The organism is Rhizobium sp. N122 (genome assembly GCF_002211295.1).
GTDB lineage: Bacteria > Pseudomonadota > Alphaproteobacteria > Rhizobiales > Rhizobiaceae > Rhizobium.
Map to the genome: position 1 here is coordinate 230,986 of NZ_LOKU01000045.1, position 17,237 is coordinate 248,222.

General features: G+C 64.2%; 17 protein-coding genes. 11 read left to right on the forward strand and 6 right to left on the reverse strand.

The window, feature by feature from the left end; translation table 11 throughout:
• Positions 1-30: 30 nt before the first annotated feature.
• The 4 genes from ATY75_RS25910 to ATY75_RS25925 are packed head-to-tail and all read left to right on the forward strand — an operon-like array spanning position 31 to position 3,904.
• Positions 31-1,017 carry an ABC transporter substrate-binding protein gene (locus ATY75_RS25910; protein ID WP_088939747.1) on the forward strand — a complete coding sequence of 329 codons (987 nt, stop codon included), beginning with the start codon at positions 31-33 and terminating at the stop codon, positions 1,015-1,017.
• Between the two features lie 19 nt (positions 1,018-1,036).
• Positions 1,037-2,041 carry an iron ABC transporter permease gene (locus ATY75_RS25915; RefSeq protein WP_088939748.1) on the forward strand — a complete coding sequence of 335 codons (1,005 nt, stop codon included), beginning with the start codon at positions 1,037-1,039 and terminating at the stop codon, positions 2,039-2,041.
• The gene (locus ATY75_RS25920) at positions 2,038-3,075 is read left to right on the forward strand and encodes an iron ABC transporter permease (protein ID WP_088939749.1); all 1,038 of its coding nucleotides are present in this window, start codon (positions 2,038-2,040) and stop codon (positions 3,073-3,075) included. The genes ATY75_RS25915 and ATY75_RS25920 overlap by 4 nt, the downstream gene beginning before the upstream one ends.
• A gap of 7 nt (positions 3,076-3,082) precedes the next feature.
• Entirely contained in the window at positions 3,083-3,904 is an 822-nt protein-coding gene (locus tag ATY75_RS25925) for an ABC transporter ATP-binding protein (RefSeq protein WP_088939750.1), read from the forward strand.
• On the opposite strand, the gene ATY75_RS25930 is transcribed toward ATY75_RS25925, so the two are convergent.
• The gene (locus ATY75_RS25930; RefSeq protein WP_088939751.1) at positions 3,885-4,568 is read right to left on the reverse strand and encodes a class I SAM-dependent methyltransferase; all 684 of its coding nucleotides are present in this window, start codon (positions 4,566-4,568) and stop codon (positions 3,885-3,887) included. The two genes, ATY75_RS25925 and ATY75_RS25930, sit on opposite strands and share 20 nt — an antisense overlap.
• Before the next feature lie 157 nt (positions 4,569-4,725).
• Between ATY75_RS25930 and ATY75_RS25935 the strand changes: the two genes are divergently transcribed.
• Together ATY75_RS25935 and ATY75_RS25940 are read left to right on the forward strand one after the other, a co-directional pair.
• Positions 4,726-5,370 carry a helix-turn-helix domain-containing protein gene (locus ATY75_RS25935; protein WP_064839291.1) on the forward strand — a complete coding sequence of 215 codons (645 nt, stop codon included), beginning with the start codon at positions 4,726-4,728 and terminating at the stop codon, positions 5,368-5,370.
• A complete protein-coding gene (locus ATY75_RS25940; protein WP_088939752.1) occupies positions 5,367-6,632 on the forward strand; it encodes an MFS transporter in 1,266 nt (421 codons plus the stop codon). The genes ATY75_RS25935 and ATY75_RS25940 overlap by 4 nt, the downstream gene beginning before the upstream one ends.
• Here ATY75_RS25940 and ATY75_RS25945 read toward each other — a convergent pair.
• The gene (locus ATY75_RS25945; RefSeq protein ID WP_088939753.1) at positions 6,621-7,544 is read right to left on the reverse strand and encodes a LysR family transcriptional regulator; all 924 of its coding nucleotides are present in this window, start codon (positions 7,542-7,544) and stop codon (positions 6,621-6,623) included. The genes ATY75_RS25940 and ATY75_RS25945 overlap by 12 nt on opposite strands.
• A 128-nt stretch (positions 7,545-7,672) precedes the next feature.
• Positions 7,673-8,596 carry a phytanoyl-CoA dioxygenase family protein gene (locus ATY75_RS25950; RefSeq protein ID WP_088939754.1) on the reverse strand — a complete coding sequence of 308 codons (924 nt, stop codon included), beginning with the start codon at positions 8,594-8,596 and terminating at the stop codon, positions 7,673-7,675.
• A gap of 97 nt (positions 8,597-8,693) precedes the next feature.
• Between ATY75_RS25950 and ATY75_RS25955 the strand changes: the two genes are divergently transcribed.
• A complete protein-coding gene (locus ATY75_RS25955) occupies positions 8,694-9,518 on the forward strand; it encodes an AraC family transcriptional regulator (RefSeq protein WP_088939755.1) in 825 nt (274 codons plus the stop codon).
• 12 nt (positions 9,519-9,530) lie between these two features.
• On the opposite strand, the gene ATY75_RS25960 is transcribed toward ATY75_RS25955, so the two are convergent.
• Positions 9,531-10,553, reverse strand: coding sequence for an LLM class flavin-dependent oxidoreductase (locus ATY75_RS25960; protein WP_064839282.1), 1,023 nt, complete (start codon positions 10,551-10,553; stop codon positions 9,531-9,533).
• A 437-nt stretch (positions 10,554-10,990) separates the two neighbouring features.
• Here ATY75_RS25960 and ATY75_RS25970 point away from each other — a divergent pair, with 437 nt between their 5' ends.
• Positions 10,991-11,632, forward strand: coding sequence for a metallophosphoesterase family protein (locus ATY75_RS25970; protein WP_088939757.1), 642 nt, complete (start codon positions 10,991-10,993; stop codon positions 11,630-11,632).
• Between the two features lie 196 nt (positions 11,633-11,828).
• Here ATY75_RS25970 and ATY75_RS25975 read toward each other — a convergent pair whose 3' ends face one another.
• Entirely contained in the window at positions 11,829-12,185 is a 357-nt protein-coding gene (locus tag ATY75_RS25975) for a hypothetical protein (RefSeq protein WP_088939758.1), read from the reverse strand.
• A 5-nt stretch (positions 12,186-12,190) separates the two neighbouring features.
• Complete coding sequence (locus tag ATY75_RS25980) at positions 12,191-12,988, reverse strand: DUF899 family protein (protein ID WP_088939759.1); 798 nt, start codon at positions 12,986-12,988, stop codon at positions 12,191-12,193.
• A gap of 119 nt (positions 12,989-13,107) precedes the next feature.
• Here ATY75_RS25980 and ATY75_RS25985 point away from each other — a divergent pair, with 119 nt between their 5' ends.
• The 3 genes from ATY75_RS25985 (at position 13,108) to ATY75_RS25995 (ending at position 17,234) form a co-directional block, all read left to right on the forward strand.
• Entirely contained in the window at positions 13,108-14,328 is a 1,221-nt protein-coding gene (locus ATY75_RS25985) for a helix-turn-helix domain-containing protein (protein WP_088939760.1), read from the forward strand.
• Positions 14,329-14,373: 45 nt separating this feature from the next.
• Positions 14,374-15,006, forward strand: a complete 633-nt coding sequence (locus tag ATY75_RS25990) for a PQQ-binding-like beta-propeller repeat protein (protein ID WP_088939761.1) — start codon at positions 14,374-14,376, stop codon at positions 15,004-15,006.
• 482 nt (positions 15,007-15,488) lie between these two features.
• Positions 15,489-17,234, forward strand: coding sequence for an ATP-binding protein (locus tag ATY75_RS25995; RefSeq protein ID WP_190241424.1), 1,746 nt, complete (start codon positions 15,489-15,491; stop codon positions 17,232-17,234).
• The last annotated feature ends 3 nt before the right edge of the window (positions 17,235-17,237 follow it).

Below are 17,237 nucleotides of genomic sequence, written 5' to 3' on the forward strand. Positions count from 1 at the left end.
CCTCTGCGCACGAGAGGGGAGTTTTCAGACATGACTCGATACGCACCTAGATTTTTCTCCATCCTGGGACTGTCCGCGATGCTGGCGGCGGGGGCGGCGCATGCTGAAGACAAAAAGGTCTCGATCGTCGACGACCGCGGCGTCATCGTAGATGATCGCGGCGTGACCGTCGACGTCCCGGCGCAGCCGAAGCGCATTGCCTCGATTTCCTATTTCGCCGATGACGTCGGGCTGGCGCTCGGCATCAAGCCGGTTGCCAGCACCTATATGACGGCTGGCCGCGAGCCGGACTTCCTGCTCGGCCTGACGGCCGGGATGAAGCAGATCGGCCAGCGTGCCAAGCCCAATCTCGAACTTCTATCCGAAGCCAAGCCGGACCTGATCATCGCGATCCGCCGCTATACCGTCGGCAACGCGGCGCAACTTCAGAACATTGCGCCCTATGTCGCCTACAATATGGAACTGCTCGAAGAGAGCTACAGCGAAACCGCCGCCCTTTCGAAGCTGCTCGGCAAGCCCGAGCGCGGCGAGCAGCTGAATGCCGATTTCCGCAAGCATCTGGCGGAGTTCGCCACCAAGGCGCCCAGGGATGTTCATCCGCGCTTCCTGATCATGTGGGGCGGAGCCACCCCTTTCGCCTTCCACACCGAAAACACCTCGGCCTCGATCGTCGCTGCGATCGGCGGCGACAATATTCCGGGGCCGAAGAGCCCGGGCGGCGAGTTCGGCATCGATCTCAGCCTCGAAACCATGCTGGAAAAGGACCCCGAGGTCATTTTCGTCTACGATTCCGGCCCGGATCGCCCGCATGAGAGCAATCCGATCTGGTCGCAGCTGTCGGCGGTCAAGAACAACCGGGTCTTCTATGTCGGCGACCAGTGGGTCGAAACCAACGGCCCGATCGCCCGCGAAATCGTGCTGCGCGAGGCCGCGCACTATCTCTATCCCGACACGTTCCCGGCGGTAGACGTCAAGGCGGAAGCCGCCAAGCTGATCCCGGCCGACCTGCAGAATTAAGCTCAGGACAAGACCTGCGATGAGCCCCCGGCAATCGTCCCTGGCCATAGGGCTCATCATCATCGCCGCCCTGCTGGCGGTGATGCTCGGATTGCTGGTCGGCGCCAAGACGCTGTCGATCGAGACGGCCATGCGCGTGCTGCTGTCGCCCGACGGCAAGATCGACTCCATCCTCGTCTGGACGCTGCGGCTGCCGCGCAGCCTGACGGCGGCAGCTGGCGGGGCGGGGCTAGCGGTCTCCGGTTATGTGCTGCAGACGCTGACACGCAATCCGCTGGCCGATCCCGGCATCACTGGCGTGACTTCAGGGGCGGTTGCGCCGATCGTCTGCTGTTTCGTCTTCATGCCGTTGATGTCGCCAGCTTATTATCCCTTTATCGGCCTTGCGGGCGGGCTTGCGGCCGCCGCGGTGACATTCTGGGTGTCGCGCGGCGGGCAGGGGCGGCCGCTGCAGCTTGCGCTCGGCGGCGTCAGCGTCTCGCTGTTCCTCGGTGCGATCACCACCTATGTGCTGCTGCGGACCGGCCCGCAATCGGCATCGCTGCTGTTCTGGCTGGCGGGTGGCTTCCAGGGGCGCAGCTGGTCGCATCTCTTCTATATGCTGCCCTGGACGATCGCCGGCGTCGTCGGCGCGCTCCTGCTCCGGCGCATCATCGGCATGTTCATGCTGAGCGACCATGCGGCGGCCGGCATGGGCCTGCAGCTTAGCCTGTGGAAGCCGCTGATCCTCATTCTCGCCGTCATCCCGGTCGCAGGCGTTGCGCCGGTGGCCGGACCGGTCGCCTTCGTCGGTCTCGCCGCTCCCCACATCGCCCGGCTGCTCAAGCCGCGCGGCACCGGATGGGAGATCGGATTGAGCGCTGCGCTCGGCGCGCTGATCGTCACGGTCAGCGATCTTCTCGCGCGCAGCATCGCCATCCCGCGCGAGCTGCCGGTCGGCATCGTCACCGCGCTTATCGGCGGTCCCGTCTTCATCTACCTCGTCCAGCGCGGGCGGCTGAACCTTGCGGGTGAGACGCGATGAACGCTCCGGCATCGCTACCAACGCGCGCGGCAACGCCTTGGATGGCGGCGGCGCTGGCCGTATTGGCGATTCTGTTGCTTGCGGCGGCGATCTTCCTCGGCGTTGCCGATATTCCGATGGCCGATGTCGCAGCCGTGTTGACCGGCGGCGGCTCGGCGGAAGCGCGACTGATCATTCTCGATATCCGGCTGCCGCGCATCGCCACCGGCATTCTGGCCGGCATCCATTTTTCGCTGGCCGGATATCTGCTGCAGACCGTCACCCGCAATCCGCTGGCCGATCCGTCGCTGATGGGCGTGTCGCAGGGGGCGACGCTGTCGGTGACGATCTTCCTGCTGTTCACCGTCTACATCTTCGAGCCCGGCTCGAATACGCTGGCCGAACTGCCGGTCGCCTGGCTGCCGACAGCGGGGCTTGCCGGCGGCCTGCTTGCCGGCGGCGTCATCTATTTGCTGGCCTTCCGTCTCGGCCTCAGCGCCCTGCGCATTACGCTTTGCGGCGTCGCTGTCGGTGCGGTGCTGCATGCGGTGGCGATCGGCCTCATCGCCGGATGGGGATCGGCCCGTATCGAGATCATTCTCGAATGGCTGTCGGGCAGCCTTTACGCCCGCAGCTGGGATCACGCGCTCTTCCTGCTGCCATTCACGATCGCGGGGCTCGTCACGCTGCCGGTCATCTTCCGGCCGCTGATGCTGCTGCAGTTCGATGCGCCCGTCGCCCGATCCTTCGGCCTTGCCTATAAAAGACAGTTCTCGCTCGTGCTGATCGTGTCCTCAGCGCTTGCGGCGAGCGCCGTCGGCGCTGTCGGCCCTGTTGTTTTCGTCGGCCTCATCGTGCCGCATCTCGCCCGTTTCCTGGCGGGGCGGAATTTCACGCTGTCGCTTGTTCTAACGATCGTGCTCGGCGCCGTCATCGTCACGCTTGGCGATCTCATCGGCCGGCTGCTCGGACAGGCCGAGGAAATCCCGATCGGCGTGGTCACGGCGGTTTTCGGCGTGCCGCTTCTGCTCGCGCTGCTGCGCAAATCCATGTGAGGCCGAAATGCCATTGTCCTGCTCCGACCTCTCGGTGATGTACGGCCAGCGAAAGGCCCTCGATGGTTTCAGGCTTTCGCTCGAAAAAGGCGAGATCCGGGCGCTGATCGGCCCGAACGGCTCGGGCAAAAGCACGGCGCTGCATGCGCTGGCGGGCCTAATCAAGCCTTCGACGGGCACGACGTCACTGGGCGGTGTTGCCGTCGCCTCGATGTCGCGCCGGATGCTGGCAAAGCAGCTCGCCTTCCTGCCGCAGCAGCCGGCTGCCCCGGATGAAATGACCGTTGCCCAGCTCGTCCGGCAGGGCCGTTATCCACACGTCGGCCTGTTCCGCTCTTATGGCAGCGGCGACGAGAAAGCCATCGAATGGGCGCTCGAAAGCACCGGCCTTGCCGGGCTTGCCGATCGCAGCCTCAGCGAATTGTCCGGCGGTGAGCGGCAAAGGGCCTGGATTTCGGCGGCTCTCGCCCAGGAAGCGGAGATCCTGCTGCTCGACGAGCCGACCTCCTTCCTCGATATCGGCTACCAGGTCGAAGTGCTCGATCTCGTTCATCGGCTGAGCCGGGAAAAGGGCGTGACCGTCGTCATGGCGATCCATGACATCAACCAGGCCATCGCCGTCAGCGACCGCATCTCGCTACTGGAAAAAGGCCAGCTGAGATTTGACGGCGCCCCGCGCGAGCTTGCCGAACGCGGGCTGATCCAGGAGATCTTCCGCGTCAGGGGCCGCTTTGTCCAGGTTGCGCCTGATAGTCCGCCGCATTTTGACGTCGAGCTGACGAAGCTTCAGCCGTGGGCGACACCGGAACTCAGCGCTTTACCAGCCTGAAGACGATTTTCGTCTGGGTATAATAGTTCAGCGCATCGGCAAAATCCGGCGTCCAGCCGTCCGCCACGAAGGGGATGAAGCCGCCATATTCGAGCTTGCGGGCAGAGACCTCGAAGCCGGCTTTTTTGAAGGCGCGTCCGTAGTCGGTGATCGACCGGTCCTGAACGACGGTGTTGGTGCGGTTGGCGACCAGTTCGCGCCATTTCGGCCACAGCGGGTTGTCCGTATGGCATCCCGTCACCGCATAATAGACGCCGCCGGATTTCAGCGCCCGCCTGATATCGGCGGCGTGGGCGTCGATATCGGGAATGAGATAGATGACCTCATGGCTGAGGGCGAGATCGAATTCTTCGCTCCAGCCGTCCAGCCGGGCGCCGACTTGATGCTGGATCGGCAAATTGCCTTTCAGCGTCTCGGCCTTGGCGATCGAGGTTTCGGCGATGTCGATGCCGAGCGCCTTGCGGAAGGGGCGGATCGCATAGAGATGCCGCAGCAGGCCGCCTTGATTGCAGCCGAAATCGAGCACGCTCTTGTCGGTCAGGTCTCGCTCGAGCATGAGGTCGATCAGGTGGCGCCAGATCGGCGCATGGCCATCGGCCATCCTGTCTTCGGCGTCGGGGTCGATATACCACGTGCCGATGTTTTTTTGCGCTTCCTCAGCCATCCCTTGCCCTCTTTTTCATGCGGATTCGGTGACGGTCTTAGGGGGCGTGATCCTGCTTGGCTAGATCATGAGCTTGCTTTTCAAGCGTCTTTCGGCGCTCCACTATCTTCGCAAATAAATCTTTGCAAAGATATGTTTGCGATTATATGCTTAGCTCATGAAACATCCGCAGCCGAAACCAGATGCCGCCGCCTCCCGTACCGTCAGCCGGGTCGTGCCCGACCCGACCGCGCTGAAGGCGCTGGCCCATCCCGTCCGGTTGCGCATGCTCGGCATGCTCAGGATCGACGGGCCTGCCACGGCAACGCAGCTCGCCGCGCGGCTCGGCCTGAACAGCGGCGCGACGAGCTATCATCTGCGCCAGCTTGCCCAATACGGCTTCATCGAGGAGGCGCCGCATGCCTCGCGTCGCGACCGCTGGTGGCGCGCCAGCCATGAGCTGACCTCGGTGCCGCCAAGCGAAGCCGAAGGGGAGGGGCTCGATCTCGACCTCGCCTTCAATCAGGCGGCACTTTCGCTGCAGGTCGGCCAGATGCAGCAGGCGCTGGAGGAATATGCCGAACTGCCGGCCGAGTGGCGCAAGGCGACGGCAGCCGACGACATCATTATTCCGATGACGGCTGATCAGGCCGAGGCTCTGACGAAGCGGCTGACCGACGTGATCCTGGAGGCGATGCGGGCCGCCCCGCCGCTGGGCGAGGCGGCGTCTCTCGGTCCCGGCATGGTTCCGTTCTGTGTGATGCTGCACGCCTTCCCCTATCCGGGCCGTCTTCCGCATCGCGAGGGGGAGGATGAGCCGTGAGGAGGGGCGGGCCTTTCCTGGCGCTCGCCGCTGCCGAGACGTGTTCGCTTTCCGGCACGCGGCTATCGACGATCGCTATTCCCTGGCTGGTGCTGAGCACGACGGGCAGCCCCGTCCTGGCAGGGCTGACGGCGATGATGGAGATGCTGCCCTATGTCGTCGCCAAGGCGCTCGGCGGGCCGCTGATCGACCGCGTCGGCGCCAGGCGCATCGCCATCATCTGCGATACCGCGTCGGTGGCCGTGGTAGGGCTGGTGCCGCTGCTCGACTTTTTCGGCCTGCTCGGCATGCCGGTGCTGCTGCCCGTTGTCTTTGCCATGGGCGTGCTGCGTGGGCCTTCCGACGCCGCCAAGCAGGCAATGGTTCCCGATATCGCCAGGCTCGCGAACGTGCCGCTCGAACGGGTGACCGGCGTCGCCAGCGCCATCGAGCGGCTGGCCTCGACGGCGGGTGCCGCCGGCGCCGGCGCGCTGATCGGGCTGATCGGCCCGGGCCAGGCGCTGCTCGTCAATGCCGCCACCTTTGTCGCCGCCGCGCTGATCGTCGCAGTCGGCATCCCCGGGATGATGCGCGCGCCCGAGCTATCCGGCGCACCCGGCGCCCGACCGGCCGAAAAGACTTCCTATCTCGGCGATCTCCGGGAAGGCTGGCGCTTTCTTCGCGGCGATGTCGTGCTTGTCAGCATCGTCGCCATGGTGGCGATCACCAATCTGCTGGACCAGGCCTATCATGCCGTGCTGCTGCCTGTCTGGACACGCGATTCCGGCCATGGTCCGGAATTGCTGGGGGCGATGTTTGCGGCATTCGCCGGCGCATCGATCGTAGGTGCGGCGATTGCCGCAGCAATCGGCGAACGCATGCCGCGCCTGATGGTCTACACCGTGGCGTTTCTGTTGACCGGTTTTCCGCGTTTTCTCGTTGCTGCGCTGGATGCGCCGCTCGGCCTTGTCTTTACGACCCTGGCCATCGCGGGATTCGCCTCGGGCTTCCTCAACCCAATCCTCTCGGCGGTGATCTTCGAGCGCGTCCCCAAGCCGCTGACCGGCCGCGTCACCTCAATGAACGCCGCTCTTTGCTTCGCCCTCATTCCTTTCGGCGGCCTCGTCGGCGGCGCGCTGATCAGCACCATCGGTCTTGCCGCGGCGCTGCTGCTCACCGGGTTTGCCTATCTCGCCGCAACCCTCCTTCCCCTTGGCCTGAAAAGTTTCCGCGGTTTCGACAGATCGGTTGCCGATGCCGGTGCTTCCGTATCAAGGCGATGAGCGCGCGCCCGATCTCTCTTGCCCCAGCGCCTCGACCAACAGATCGATAAAACGGTGGATGCGCGGTTCCAGCAGGCGCTTGTCGGGATAAAGCGTGACGATCTTGGTGTCATCGGCTTCCAGCTCGGGCAGGACCTGCCGAAGATGCCCGGCGGCGAGATCGCCGGCGATGAGGAAATCGGGCAGGAGCGCGATGCCCAATCCCGCCCGGGCAGCGTCGCGGATCGCCTCGCCGCTGTCAAGCCTCAGGCGGCTGCGCCCCTGCGCCTTGATCCAGGAACTGCTGTTGCCGCGAAAACGCCAGCCCTGCCTCTGGTTGCGGCTGGTGAAAATCAGGCAGTCGTGGGCTGCGAGATCATCGATATCGCGCGGCTCGCCGCGCGCGGCGAGATAGGAGGGCGAGGCGCAGAGGCGCGTCCTGTAGGAGGCAATCACGCGCGAGACCAGCCGGGAGTCCGACGCCGCTGCGCCGATCCGGATCGCCAGATCGAAGCCTTCCTCGATGATGTCGGCGAGACGATCGGTGAAGCTCATCTCCACCTGGATATCGGGCCAGGTCCGAAGATATTTTTCCAGCAGCGGCAGGACGACGAGCCGTCCGAAGGCATCGGGGAGGGTGAGCCTGAGAACGCCGCGCGGCATGCCGCTCTGGCCTCCCACGCTCGCTTCCGCCTCGTCGACCGATGCGAGGATCTGCAGGCCGCGCTCGTAGAAGACCCGTCCCTCATCGGTCAGGCCCAGCGTTCTCGTCGTGCGGTTGAGCAGACGTGCGCCGAGCCGCTCTTCTAAGCGGATGACGGCCTTTCCCGCCGCCGAGCGGGACAGGCCCATGGCCTGGCCGCCGGCAATAAAGCTTCCGGCATCGACGACGGCCATGAAGATCAGGATATCGTTCAGGTTCGTGCGCGGCATCAGGCAACTCGAGCGTTTCGGTCCCAGCCATAAGTCGGTCAGTCATGCAACCGATTCAAGGCTCGGACCATCAACGCTCACCGCGCCAGTAAGGTCCCGACACTTCGCAACTGAGGTGTTGGAACGGGCTACAGCATATCGCCGAGGCTCCAATGGTTGTTCCATCGGGCGTCGATCTCGTCGTCGACATTCTGATATCTGATGTCGGTGGAGAGGCGGAGCCGCCGGCCGCGATCCTGGTTGGTGGTCGAAGCGTGGATCATGTAGGGCGAGTGGAGCACCACGTCACCGGCCTCATAATCGGCGGCGAGCCAGCGGGTGTCGAAACGCTCCGCCATATCGGGGAGATCCTTCGAGACCCAGCCGCCTTCGGTCATATGGCTGTTATAGGCGCTGATCCGCTCTTCAGGCGAAAGATCGCCGCTTGCGGCCTGGAACTCGGCCTCCATCTTGACGCCCAGCGCGTGCGAGCCTTCGAGGTAGACGAGGCCGCCCATCTCGGCCGGGATATCGCCGATCGGGATCCAGGCCGTCACCAGGCGGCTGGTGCCGCCGCGGAGATAGACGAGATCGTAATGGGCAGGTGTGGCCGTCGCCGATGCCGGCTGGGTGAAACGCATGATCTTGCGCTTGTGCAGATAGGAGATGCCCTGCAGAAATTCGTCCATGAAGCGGGTGAGCGGCGGTTGCGCGCAAAAGCCCTCATAGGCGGCGGAGCGGACAAGCGACATCAGGCGGCGGTTTGCCAGGCTCCAGTCGAGGCCGGCGGCCGACGCGATCCCTTCTGAAAAATCGCTGCCGGGCTCGACCAGTCCCGTCACTGCGAGGCGTTCGAACACCCAGCCGCGGAAGTCGATGACGTCGGTCCGCGGCAGAAGACCTTTCAGCCAGACATAGCCATCATTCTGGTAACGGCGGCGGATGGCGTCGACACCGATGGCGGGGTCGGTCGGCCTGAGCCAGCCCGTCCGTTCCGCAGGCAAGGTCCTGCCGTGGGCGGCAAGGGGAAAATCCGGCTTTCTTGACTGCGTGATTTTGTCGGCAACCGACATTTCAGCCTTCCTCGGTCTGAATTGATTTGCCATTAATTAGCTGATCTGCAGGGATAACTGACATGGACGAAATTGGTAGCTGGACTTTTCGCTCACCATGAGAGACGCCGAGGCCATTTATAGAACGCCGCTCGACGCGGCCGGTGGACTGGCGGTCACAGGCAGCGGCAGGCAGCATGCCCGCCATGCGGTGACCGACCGAAAACTCCCGAGTTTCGCCGTCGTGCTGGTCGAGCGCGGGCAGGGCTGGCTGGAAACCCAGGCCAACGGCCACCTCAGCCTGAGTGGGCCTGCTCTGTTCTGGCTGTTTCCCAACCGTGTGCATTCCTACGCTCCCGACGAAGGCGGCTGGGACGAGCGCTGGGCGCTTTTCGAAGGATCCTTCACGCGGGATTTCGTGAGGCTAAGGATCATTGCCGAGCGCCATCCTATCGTGGCGCTGCATCATCTCGATGAGCTGGCGCGGCTCTTCGGCAAGCTTCATGCCGATCTGCTTGACGATACCAATCTCGGGCAGGCTTCGGCGGCACTGACGCTGCATCACATCGTCATCGCAGCGGCCAGACAGGCAAGCGGCGCGACCGATCGGCGCCAGGCAGGGCCTGGCATGGCCGATATCGTCGAAACGCTCAGGCGGCGGGCGATGCAGCCGCTCGATCTCGCTGCCTTTGCCGCCGAGCACGACATGTCGCCGGCCACGTTGCGCCGGCGGTTCACGCTTCAAACCGGATTGCCTCCCAAAGCATTTCAGCTTCGGGCGCGCATGGATCATGCCAAACAGCTGTTGGCAACGACCGACGAAAAGATCGAAACGATTGCCGCCATGATCGGCCTGGACGATCCATTTTATTTTTCGCGTATCTTTCACGAACGCGAGGGCTGCAGTCCCCGTGAGTTCCGTGCGCGATATCCGCGGGTTTGAGAATGGCGGGCGTCAGCGCCAGCCGAGCGCCGGGGCGACGTGGGTCAGGATCGCCTCGATGACATGGGCGTTGTAGGCGACGCCGAGCTGGTTGGGGACGGTGAGCAGCAGCGTGTCGGCCTCGGCAATCGCCTCGTCTTCGGCGAGCTGCTTGATCAGCGCATCGGGCTCGGCGGCATAGCTGCGGCCGAAGATCGCCCGGGTCTTCTCGTCGATGAAGCCGATCTTGTCGCCCTCGTCGTTGCCGTAGCCGAAATAGGCGCGGTCGCGGTCGTCGACCAGCGCGAAGATGCTGCGGCTAACCGAGACGCGCGGCTGGCGCGTGTGACCGGCTGCCTTCCAGGCCTCGCGGTAGGCGCGGATCTGGTCGGCCTGCTGGACGTGGAACGGCTCTCCCGTCTCGTCGTCCTTCAGGGTCGAGCTCTGCAGGTTCATGCCGAGCTTGGCCGCCCAGACGGCGGTGGCATTGGAGCTTGCGCCCCACCAAATCCGCTCGCGCAAGCCCTCGGAATGGGGCTCGAGGCGCAGGAGGCCGGGCGGATTGGGAAACATCGGCCGCGGATTGGGTTTGGCAAAACCTTCGCCGCGCAGCACTTCGAGGAATACTTCGGCGTGGCGCCGCGCCATGTCGGCCTCGCTCTGGCCTTCGGGCGGGCCATAGCCGAAATGGCGCCAGCCATCGATCACCTGCTCGGGGGAGCCGCGGCTGATGCCGAGCTGCAGCCGGCCGCCGGCGATGAGATCGGCGGCACCGGCATCCTCGGCCATGTAGAGCGGGTTTTCGTAGCGCATGTCGATGACGGCGGTGCCGATCTCGATCCGGCTGGTTCTTGCGCCGACCGCTGATAGCAGCGGGAAGGGCGCGGCCAACTGGCGGGCGAAATGATGCACCCGAAAATACGCCCCGTCGGCACCGAGTTCCTCGGCCGCGACGGCAAGGTCGATCGATTGCAGCAGCGCGTCGCCTGCCGAGCGCGTCTGCGATTGAGGCGAGGGCGTCCAATGCCCGAACGAGAGGAAACCGATCTTCTTCATGCCGATGCCGCACCTTGAGCGATTGCATTTGTGGTCGATGGGTCATCGCACAGTTTTGGCCCGGAAGACAATCGGAACTGGCAGGGTGTGATGTATCGGCGTGCCGCGAGTTGGCCTTTCGGCGGGGCACGCCAAACGCCGGTTGCTGCAATTCTCTGCCGTCCTGGGGCACACCGATCAGCCCTCGTCCTTCGAGATCCTCATGGGCACCTCAAGATGAAGTCGGAAAGAGCCCATAGGCGCGCCGGCCGATCTCCTCAAGCGGAAGGAGAAGCAATTGCGGTAAATGCCGGATATGGAGTCGGTTTTCGCGATGGCGGCGGGGTTTGGGTTTGCTATGATGCGGCGGACGGCGAGGGTGCGCCTCCGTGCCATGTGCTTGCCGCATTCTCAGCCTTGGCCGCCGGCGGTTACATTGCAGCCAAGAGGCTTGGAACATGCGCTACACGTTCGCCATCGGTGATATCCACGGCTGTATCGATCCACTGAAAAGGATGATCGATCGTATCGAGGCTTATGCGTCCGAAGGCACGGTCGTCTTCCTTGGCGATTATATCGATCGCGGGCCAGACAGCAAAAGTGTCCTCGACCGGGTCATTGCCGGTGCGTCCGACCGGTGGCGATGGATCTGCCTCAAAGGCAATCATGAGGACATGATGGTTGCCGCTTATGCCGACAGCGACAGCAGAGACTTGTGGATCAGCAACGGCGGACTTGAAACCGAAATGTCCTATGATGGCAGGGTTCCGCCTCAGCATTTGCAATGGGCTGACGATCGTCCCCTTATGCATGTTGATCGATATCGCATCTTTGTCCATGCCGGCGTTGTTCCGGAATTTCCGCTGGAACGGCAGACCAAGCGCGATCTTCTCTGGCTACGGTTCCCTCCCGGTGGGTCCAGCGACTATTGGGGCAAACATCTGGTCCACGGCCATACTCCCTCACTGTCCAATCCGGTGACGACAGGAAGCCGCACCAACATCGACAGCGGCTGCGTCTTCGGCGGCAAGCTATCATGCGCGGTCTTTAATGATGACGTTGCCGGCGGGCCGATCGACTTCATCGAGATAAAGGCATGAATGCGGCGCGTCGGTAAGGTGGAGAGCCAGAGACGGCGGAGTGGAGCAGTGCGGAACGAGGAATCTATCGCCCCGCCCTGGCCCGCCAGAAGAAGGTTTGGCAAGCACACGCAATCTCCGTCATTGCTGTGACACTCCTCGGGTCGAAGCCCGAGGACAGGAATGACGGAGGAGGATGTGGCGGCGCTTGGCGCAATCACCGCCCGCTCAAACCTCGCCAGCCGACAGCCAGACGTAGCCAGGGCGTGAGGTGGAAGCTGCTCATCAACAGGTACATCGCAACCATTCCGTCGATCGGGAAGGCATTCCGCGTCGTGGTGCAGATCATGTCGGCGCTGCCGGTGGCGGCCGTCAGCAGCGCCATAAGCGCGAAGGTTGGGGCGGCGGCGAGTGATAGCCAATCCGCAGCATGGGCGACGATCCCGCCGCCTGGGCGAGCAGCGCTCGACTTAGCAGCTGATCCGTCTGCTGCGGCGGCCAGCGAGAGCCATTCGGCGCTGTTGAGAGAAGCGTTGCCGTCGCCTCTCTTTGGAGTGTGGGCCGAACGCAGCATCGCCGTTACTCCTTGCCGTAGCGGTCGTGATGGCGCCACCAGATGCCGGTTTCGTTGCGGCCCTTGGGTGCGCGGTCGAGCCATTGGTACATGCCCCAGAGCCCGTCGAGCCCGCGGGCATAGCTGGAATAACTGTGGTAGACGGCGCCGTCGATAAGCTCGAAGGCGCTGACTCCGGGCCGGTCGCGGGTATAAGTCATGACGTCGGTGCCGGTCATGGATGCGATTTGGCCGACCGGACCTTCGCCGCCGCTCGACTGCCATTCCTGCACTGTTTTACCAGCAAGCGGTTCAGGGGCGGGCGGCTCACGCCGGTAGTTGTATTCTATATCGCCCCGGCGCTGATCTTCGGCGCTGAACCAGACGCTGAAATCGCCGTTGAAATCGCTGCCGAAGGACGAGGCCCAGGGGAAGCTCCAGCCCATGCGCTGTTTGAAAGTCTGAAGCTTCGCGAGCGGCGCGCGCGACACCGCCCAAAAGGCGACATCGTGGTTTTCGAGATGAACGAAGACGCCGTTGAAACCGTCGGCGATCGAGGAGCAGGACGGGCATCCGGCGGTATAATCAGGCCCGAACATGAAGTGATAGACGAGAAGCTGTGAACGGCCGCCGAAGAGGTCTTTCAGCGAGATGTTTCCGCCTTCAGTGTCGAAGCTGTATTCCTTATCGATCCCGACACGCGGCAATTGCTGGCGCTTCAGCGCCAGCGCGTCGCTCCGCCGCGTCAATTCCTTCTCCTCCTCGAGCAGATCGAGCCTGGCTGCCAGCCATTGCTGGCGTGTTGCGTTGAGCTGTGCCGTCATGGGGTCTTCTCCTTTGCCTGTCTATCGTCGTAGCATCCGGCGCAGTGTTGCCTGCCGGTCTCATGCAGATTACGGCCGGGCAGGGATATGGCGGGAGTGACAAGTGTGACGGGATTTGAATGGACTCGCTGATCACGGCCGCGGCGCGAGCGCTGGCGACGGGCGATGCACTCGGCGCGCTGAAGCGGGTGGCATTGCGTGACGATGCGCCGGCGCTGGCGCTGCGCGGCATCGCGATGGCCCAGCTCGGCGATCTCGTCCGCGCCAAGGCGCTTTTGAAGAGTGCGGCGCGTGCCTTTGGCCCGCGGGAGGCGGTGGCGCGGGCGCGCTGCGTGGTCGCCGAGGCCGAGATCGCGCTCGTTTCGCGCGATCTCATCTGGCCGCCGAAGGCGTTGGAATCTGCGCGCAGGGTGCTGGAAGCGCATGGCGACAGGGTCAATGCCGCCCATGCGGGCAATGTCACGATCCGCCGGCTGGTGCTGATCGGCCGCCTCGACGAGGCTGAACGCGCGCTCGCAGCGCTCGATCCGACACCGCTGCCGCCGGCTCTGCGGGCTGCCCACGAACTGGTGGCGGCCGGCATCGCCGCCCGGCGGCTGCAGACGCAGGCCGCTCGCGCCGCCCTCGATCGGGCGGGGCTTGCGGCGCGCGCGGCCGCTATCCCCGCTTTGACGGCGGAGGTCGAAGCCGCCGCGCTCGTGCTCGACACTCCGGCGGCGCGGCTGATGTCGCGCGGGCGGGAACGGCCGCTGCTGCTGGCCGAGGTGGAAGCGCTGCTTTCCTCCGGCACGCTCGTCGTCGATGCCTGCCGCCATGTTGTGTGGAACGCGGGCACCGCCGTGTCGCTGGCGACGCGGCCGGTGCTGTTTGCACTTGCCCGTACGCTGGCCGAAGCCTGGCCGGGGGATGTGGCAAGGGGCACGCTGATTGCGCGTGCCTTCCGCGGCAAACACGCCGATGAATCGCATCGCGCCCGGCTGCGGGTCGAGATCGGCCGGTTGCGCGCCGAACTGCGGGGGCTGGCGGAAGTTTCGGCGACGAAGCGCGGCTTTGCGCTTTCGCCGCTCGGTGCCCTAGAGATTGCCGTGCTGGCGCCGCTCGTCGAAGGTCCTCACGGGGCGGTGCTCGCATTTCTGGCCGACGGGGAGGCGTGGTCGAGTTCGGCGCTGGCGATCGCGCTTGCCGCCAGCCCCCGCACCGTGCAGCGGGCGCTGGATTCCCTGGCTGGAGAAGGCAAGGTGCAATCGCTGGGGCGCGGGCGGGCACGGCGCTGGATGAGCCCGCCGCTGCCGGGTTTCCCGACGATCTTGTTACTCCCCGGGCCGCTGCCGAGCGATTAATGTGGGCTGACTGATCGTGATGCTCGAACCACAGGGATGGAAAAGATGAAGAAATCGGCTGCGAATATTCTGCGTGAATATGGACCCTTTCCCGGCGCCGAGCGCGTCAACGGCGTCACCTTCGACGGCGAGCACGTCTGGTTTGCCTCGGGCGACCGGTTGAACGCGCTCGATCCCGCAAGCGGCGAGGTGGTACGCTCGATCGAGGTCGCGTCGCACGCGGGGACGGCTTTCGACGGCGAATTCCTTTATCAGATCGCCGAGGATGTCATTCACAAGATCGACCCGAAGACTGGCCGTATCCTTTCCACCATTCCCGCACCCGGCAATGGCGGCGATTCCGGCCTTGCCTGGGCCGAGGGCACGCTCTGGGTCGGCCAGCACCGCGGCCGCAGGATCCATCAGATCGACCCGGAAACCGGCAAGATCCTGCGCACCATCGAATCCAACCGCGTCGTGACAGGCGTCAGCTGGGTCGACGGCCAGCTCTGGCACGGCACCTGGGAGGGCGACGACAGCGACGTCAGGCGCATCGACCCCGAAACAGGGGAGGTGCTGGAGCGGCTCGACATGCCCGAAGGCACCGGCGTCTCCGGCCTCGAATCCGACGGCGCCGACCGCTTCTTCTGCGGAGGCGGCGGCAGCGGCAAGATCCGCGCGGTGCGCCGGCCGGCGTGAGGGTGGTGCCGGCGCGGTAGGGCGGAGCGCCACCCTCCAACCTCCCTCATGCTGAGGTGCGCAGCCCGCAGGGCGGAGCCTCGAAGCACGCCGCAACGGTGCTCCTTGCATTCGTCTGATGTCGGCACACCCGCCTCGTCCTTCGAGGCCCCTGCGGGGCACCTCAGGATGAGGCTCTCTGGGGCGCTGGCGCGAGCGGCGACCTAACAGTAGGTGAGAGCAAAATCACGGTATTCCACTGCCTCTTATTGGGGCGCGGCATCCTCCAACCTCCCTCATCCTGAGGCGCGCAGCCCATAGGGCGGAGCCTCGAAGGACACGTTCCAACGCTGCTTCTTGCATCCATCTGACGCGGCCACACCCGCCTCGTCCTTCGAGGCCACTTGCGGGGGGCACAGGATGAGGCTCTCTTAAAGGCTATGCGCGTTCAAAAGACATCCCGCAGACCTGAGGGGAGCGCACAATTCACGGTCCGTCAACCTTTGCGTGTCAATTTCTCGGCAGCGGGCGCCGTCAAAAGGTTGCAGATATTGAAGGTCAGGCTAACATCCCACATTACATTCGTGTTGGTGACGCTCACCAGTGCTGCGGCTGTGTTGCTGTGCGGATTTGCCTGGCTTGCCGCCGTGAAGGTCGACGATCTCTCGTTGCGCCGGCAGGCAGACTTTGTCACCCAAGGATTGGAAGAGCAGATCGCAGCGCTTCCCCGGGAACAGGAAAGCGTTGCCAAATGGGACGACGCCTTCCTTTACGCCAAGCAGCGGAACCATGAATGGCTGCTCGACAATGTCGGCCTGTGGACCAGCCGGTATTTCGGGCATGACCGGACCTATATCTTCGACGACAGCAATCGCCTGATGTTTGCGTTTCGCGACGGGGCGGATGCCATGCCGCCGCGGCTTGGCAGCGACGACGGCCAGGAAATGACCGCTCTCGCCGGGGAGATGCGCGTAGTTCTTGTCGAGCAGGCTCAAAAGCCCGGCACCAAACCGCTTGGCCAACTGGCGACGGTTCGCACGATGATGATCGGCAACAGGCCGGCGATCGCAAGCGCGCGTCCCATTCTGCCGAGCTCAGCCAGAATGCAGGTCGAGGCGGGCCAGGAGTTCATCGCCGTCTCAGTCAAATTCATCGATGGAAAAGCCGCCGAAAGCATCGCCCATTATGCGCGGCTCGAAGGCTTGCATTTCGCGCCTACGAAAGGCGAGGACGAGCGGGCGCAGGTGCCGGTTTCGTCTCATCACGGCGGCACGATCGGCTATCTCGTATGGCCGCCGATCCTGCCCGGATTCATGCTGCTTCAACAGATCGCGCCGGCGGGCCTTGGCTGCCTGGCGCTGCTGATCGCTGTGGTCTTCTGGCTCGGGCGCGGTCTGCATCGCACCTCGCTGACCCTGCTGGACAGCCAGGCTGAGCTCACCCACCACCGCAATCATCTGGAAGAAATGGTGGCCGATCGTACGGCCGAGATCGAACGGCAGCGGGAGGAATTGGACCGGCTGCTGGCGCACGAACGCCAGGTGAATGCGCTGCAGCGCCAGTTCGTCGCCATGGCGTCGCACGAGTTTCGCACGCCGCTCGCAATCATCGACGCCGCCGCCCAGCGACTCTGCCGCTCGACCGCCAATGTCAGCGGCGATTATGTTCACGAAAAGGCTGGCGTGATCCGCAGCGCGGTGGTGCGGATGGTCGACCTGATGGAGAGCATCCTCGCCAGCGGCCGGCTCGAAACCGGACAGATTACGCTGAAGCGGAGCGAAGGCGATCTGAAAGCCTTGCTGGTGACGTGCTGCGACAGACAGCGCCACCTCAGCCGCTCGCATCTCTTCCATCTCGATCTCGAGCCGATACCGGATCGTTTGACCTTCGACCGCAGCGCGATGGAACAGGTCTTCACCAACCTGATTTCGAACGCCGTCAAATATTCGCCCAATGCGCCCGATATCCATGTTCGCGCCCGGGTTGATGAAAAGACGGTGGAGATCTCGATCGCCGACAGCGGCATCGGCATGGATGCGGACGATCTGCCGAAGCTGTTCCAGCCCTATTATCGCGCCCGCAGCGCCACGGGCATTGCCGGAACCGGCATCGGCCTCAACGTCGTCAAGCAGGTCGTCGAACTGCATGGCGGCACCGTCGAGGTGACGAGCGAACTCGGCAAGGGCACATCATTTACCATTTTTCTGCCAATAGAGTTTCTATCGGCAGACCAACACGTTGCAGCTTAGGGA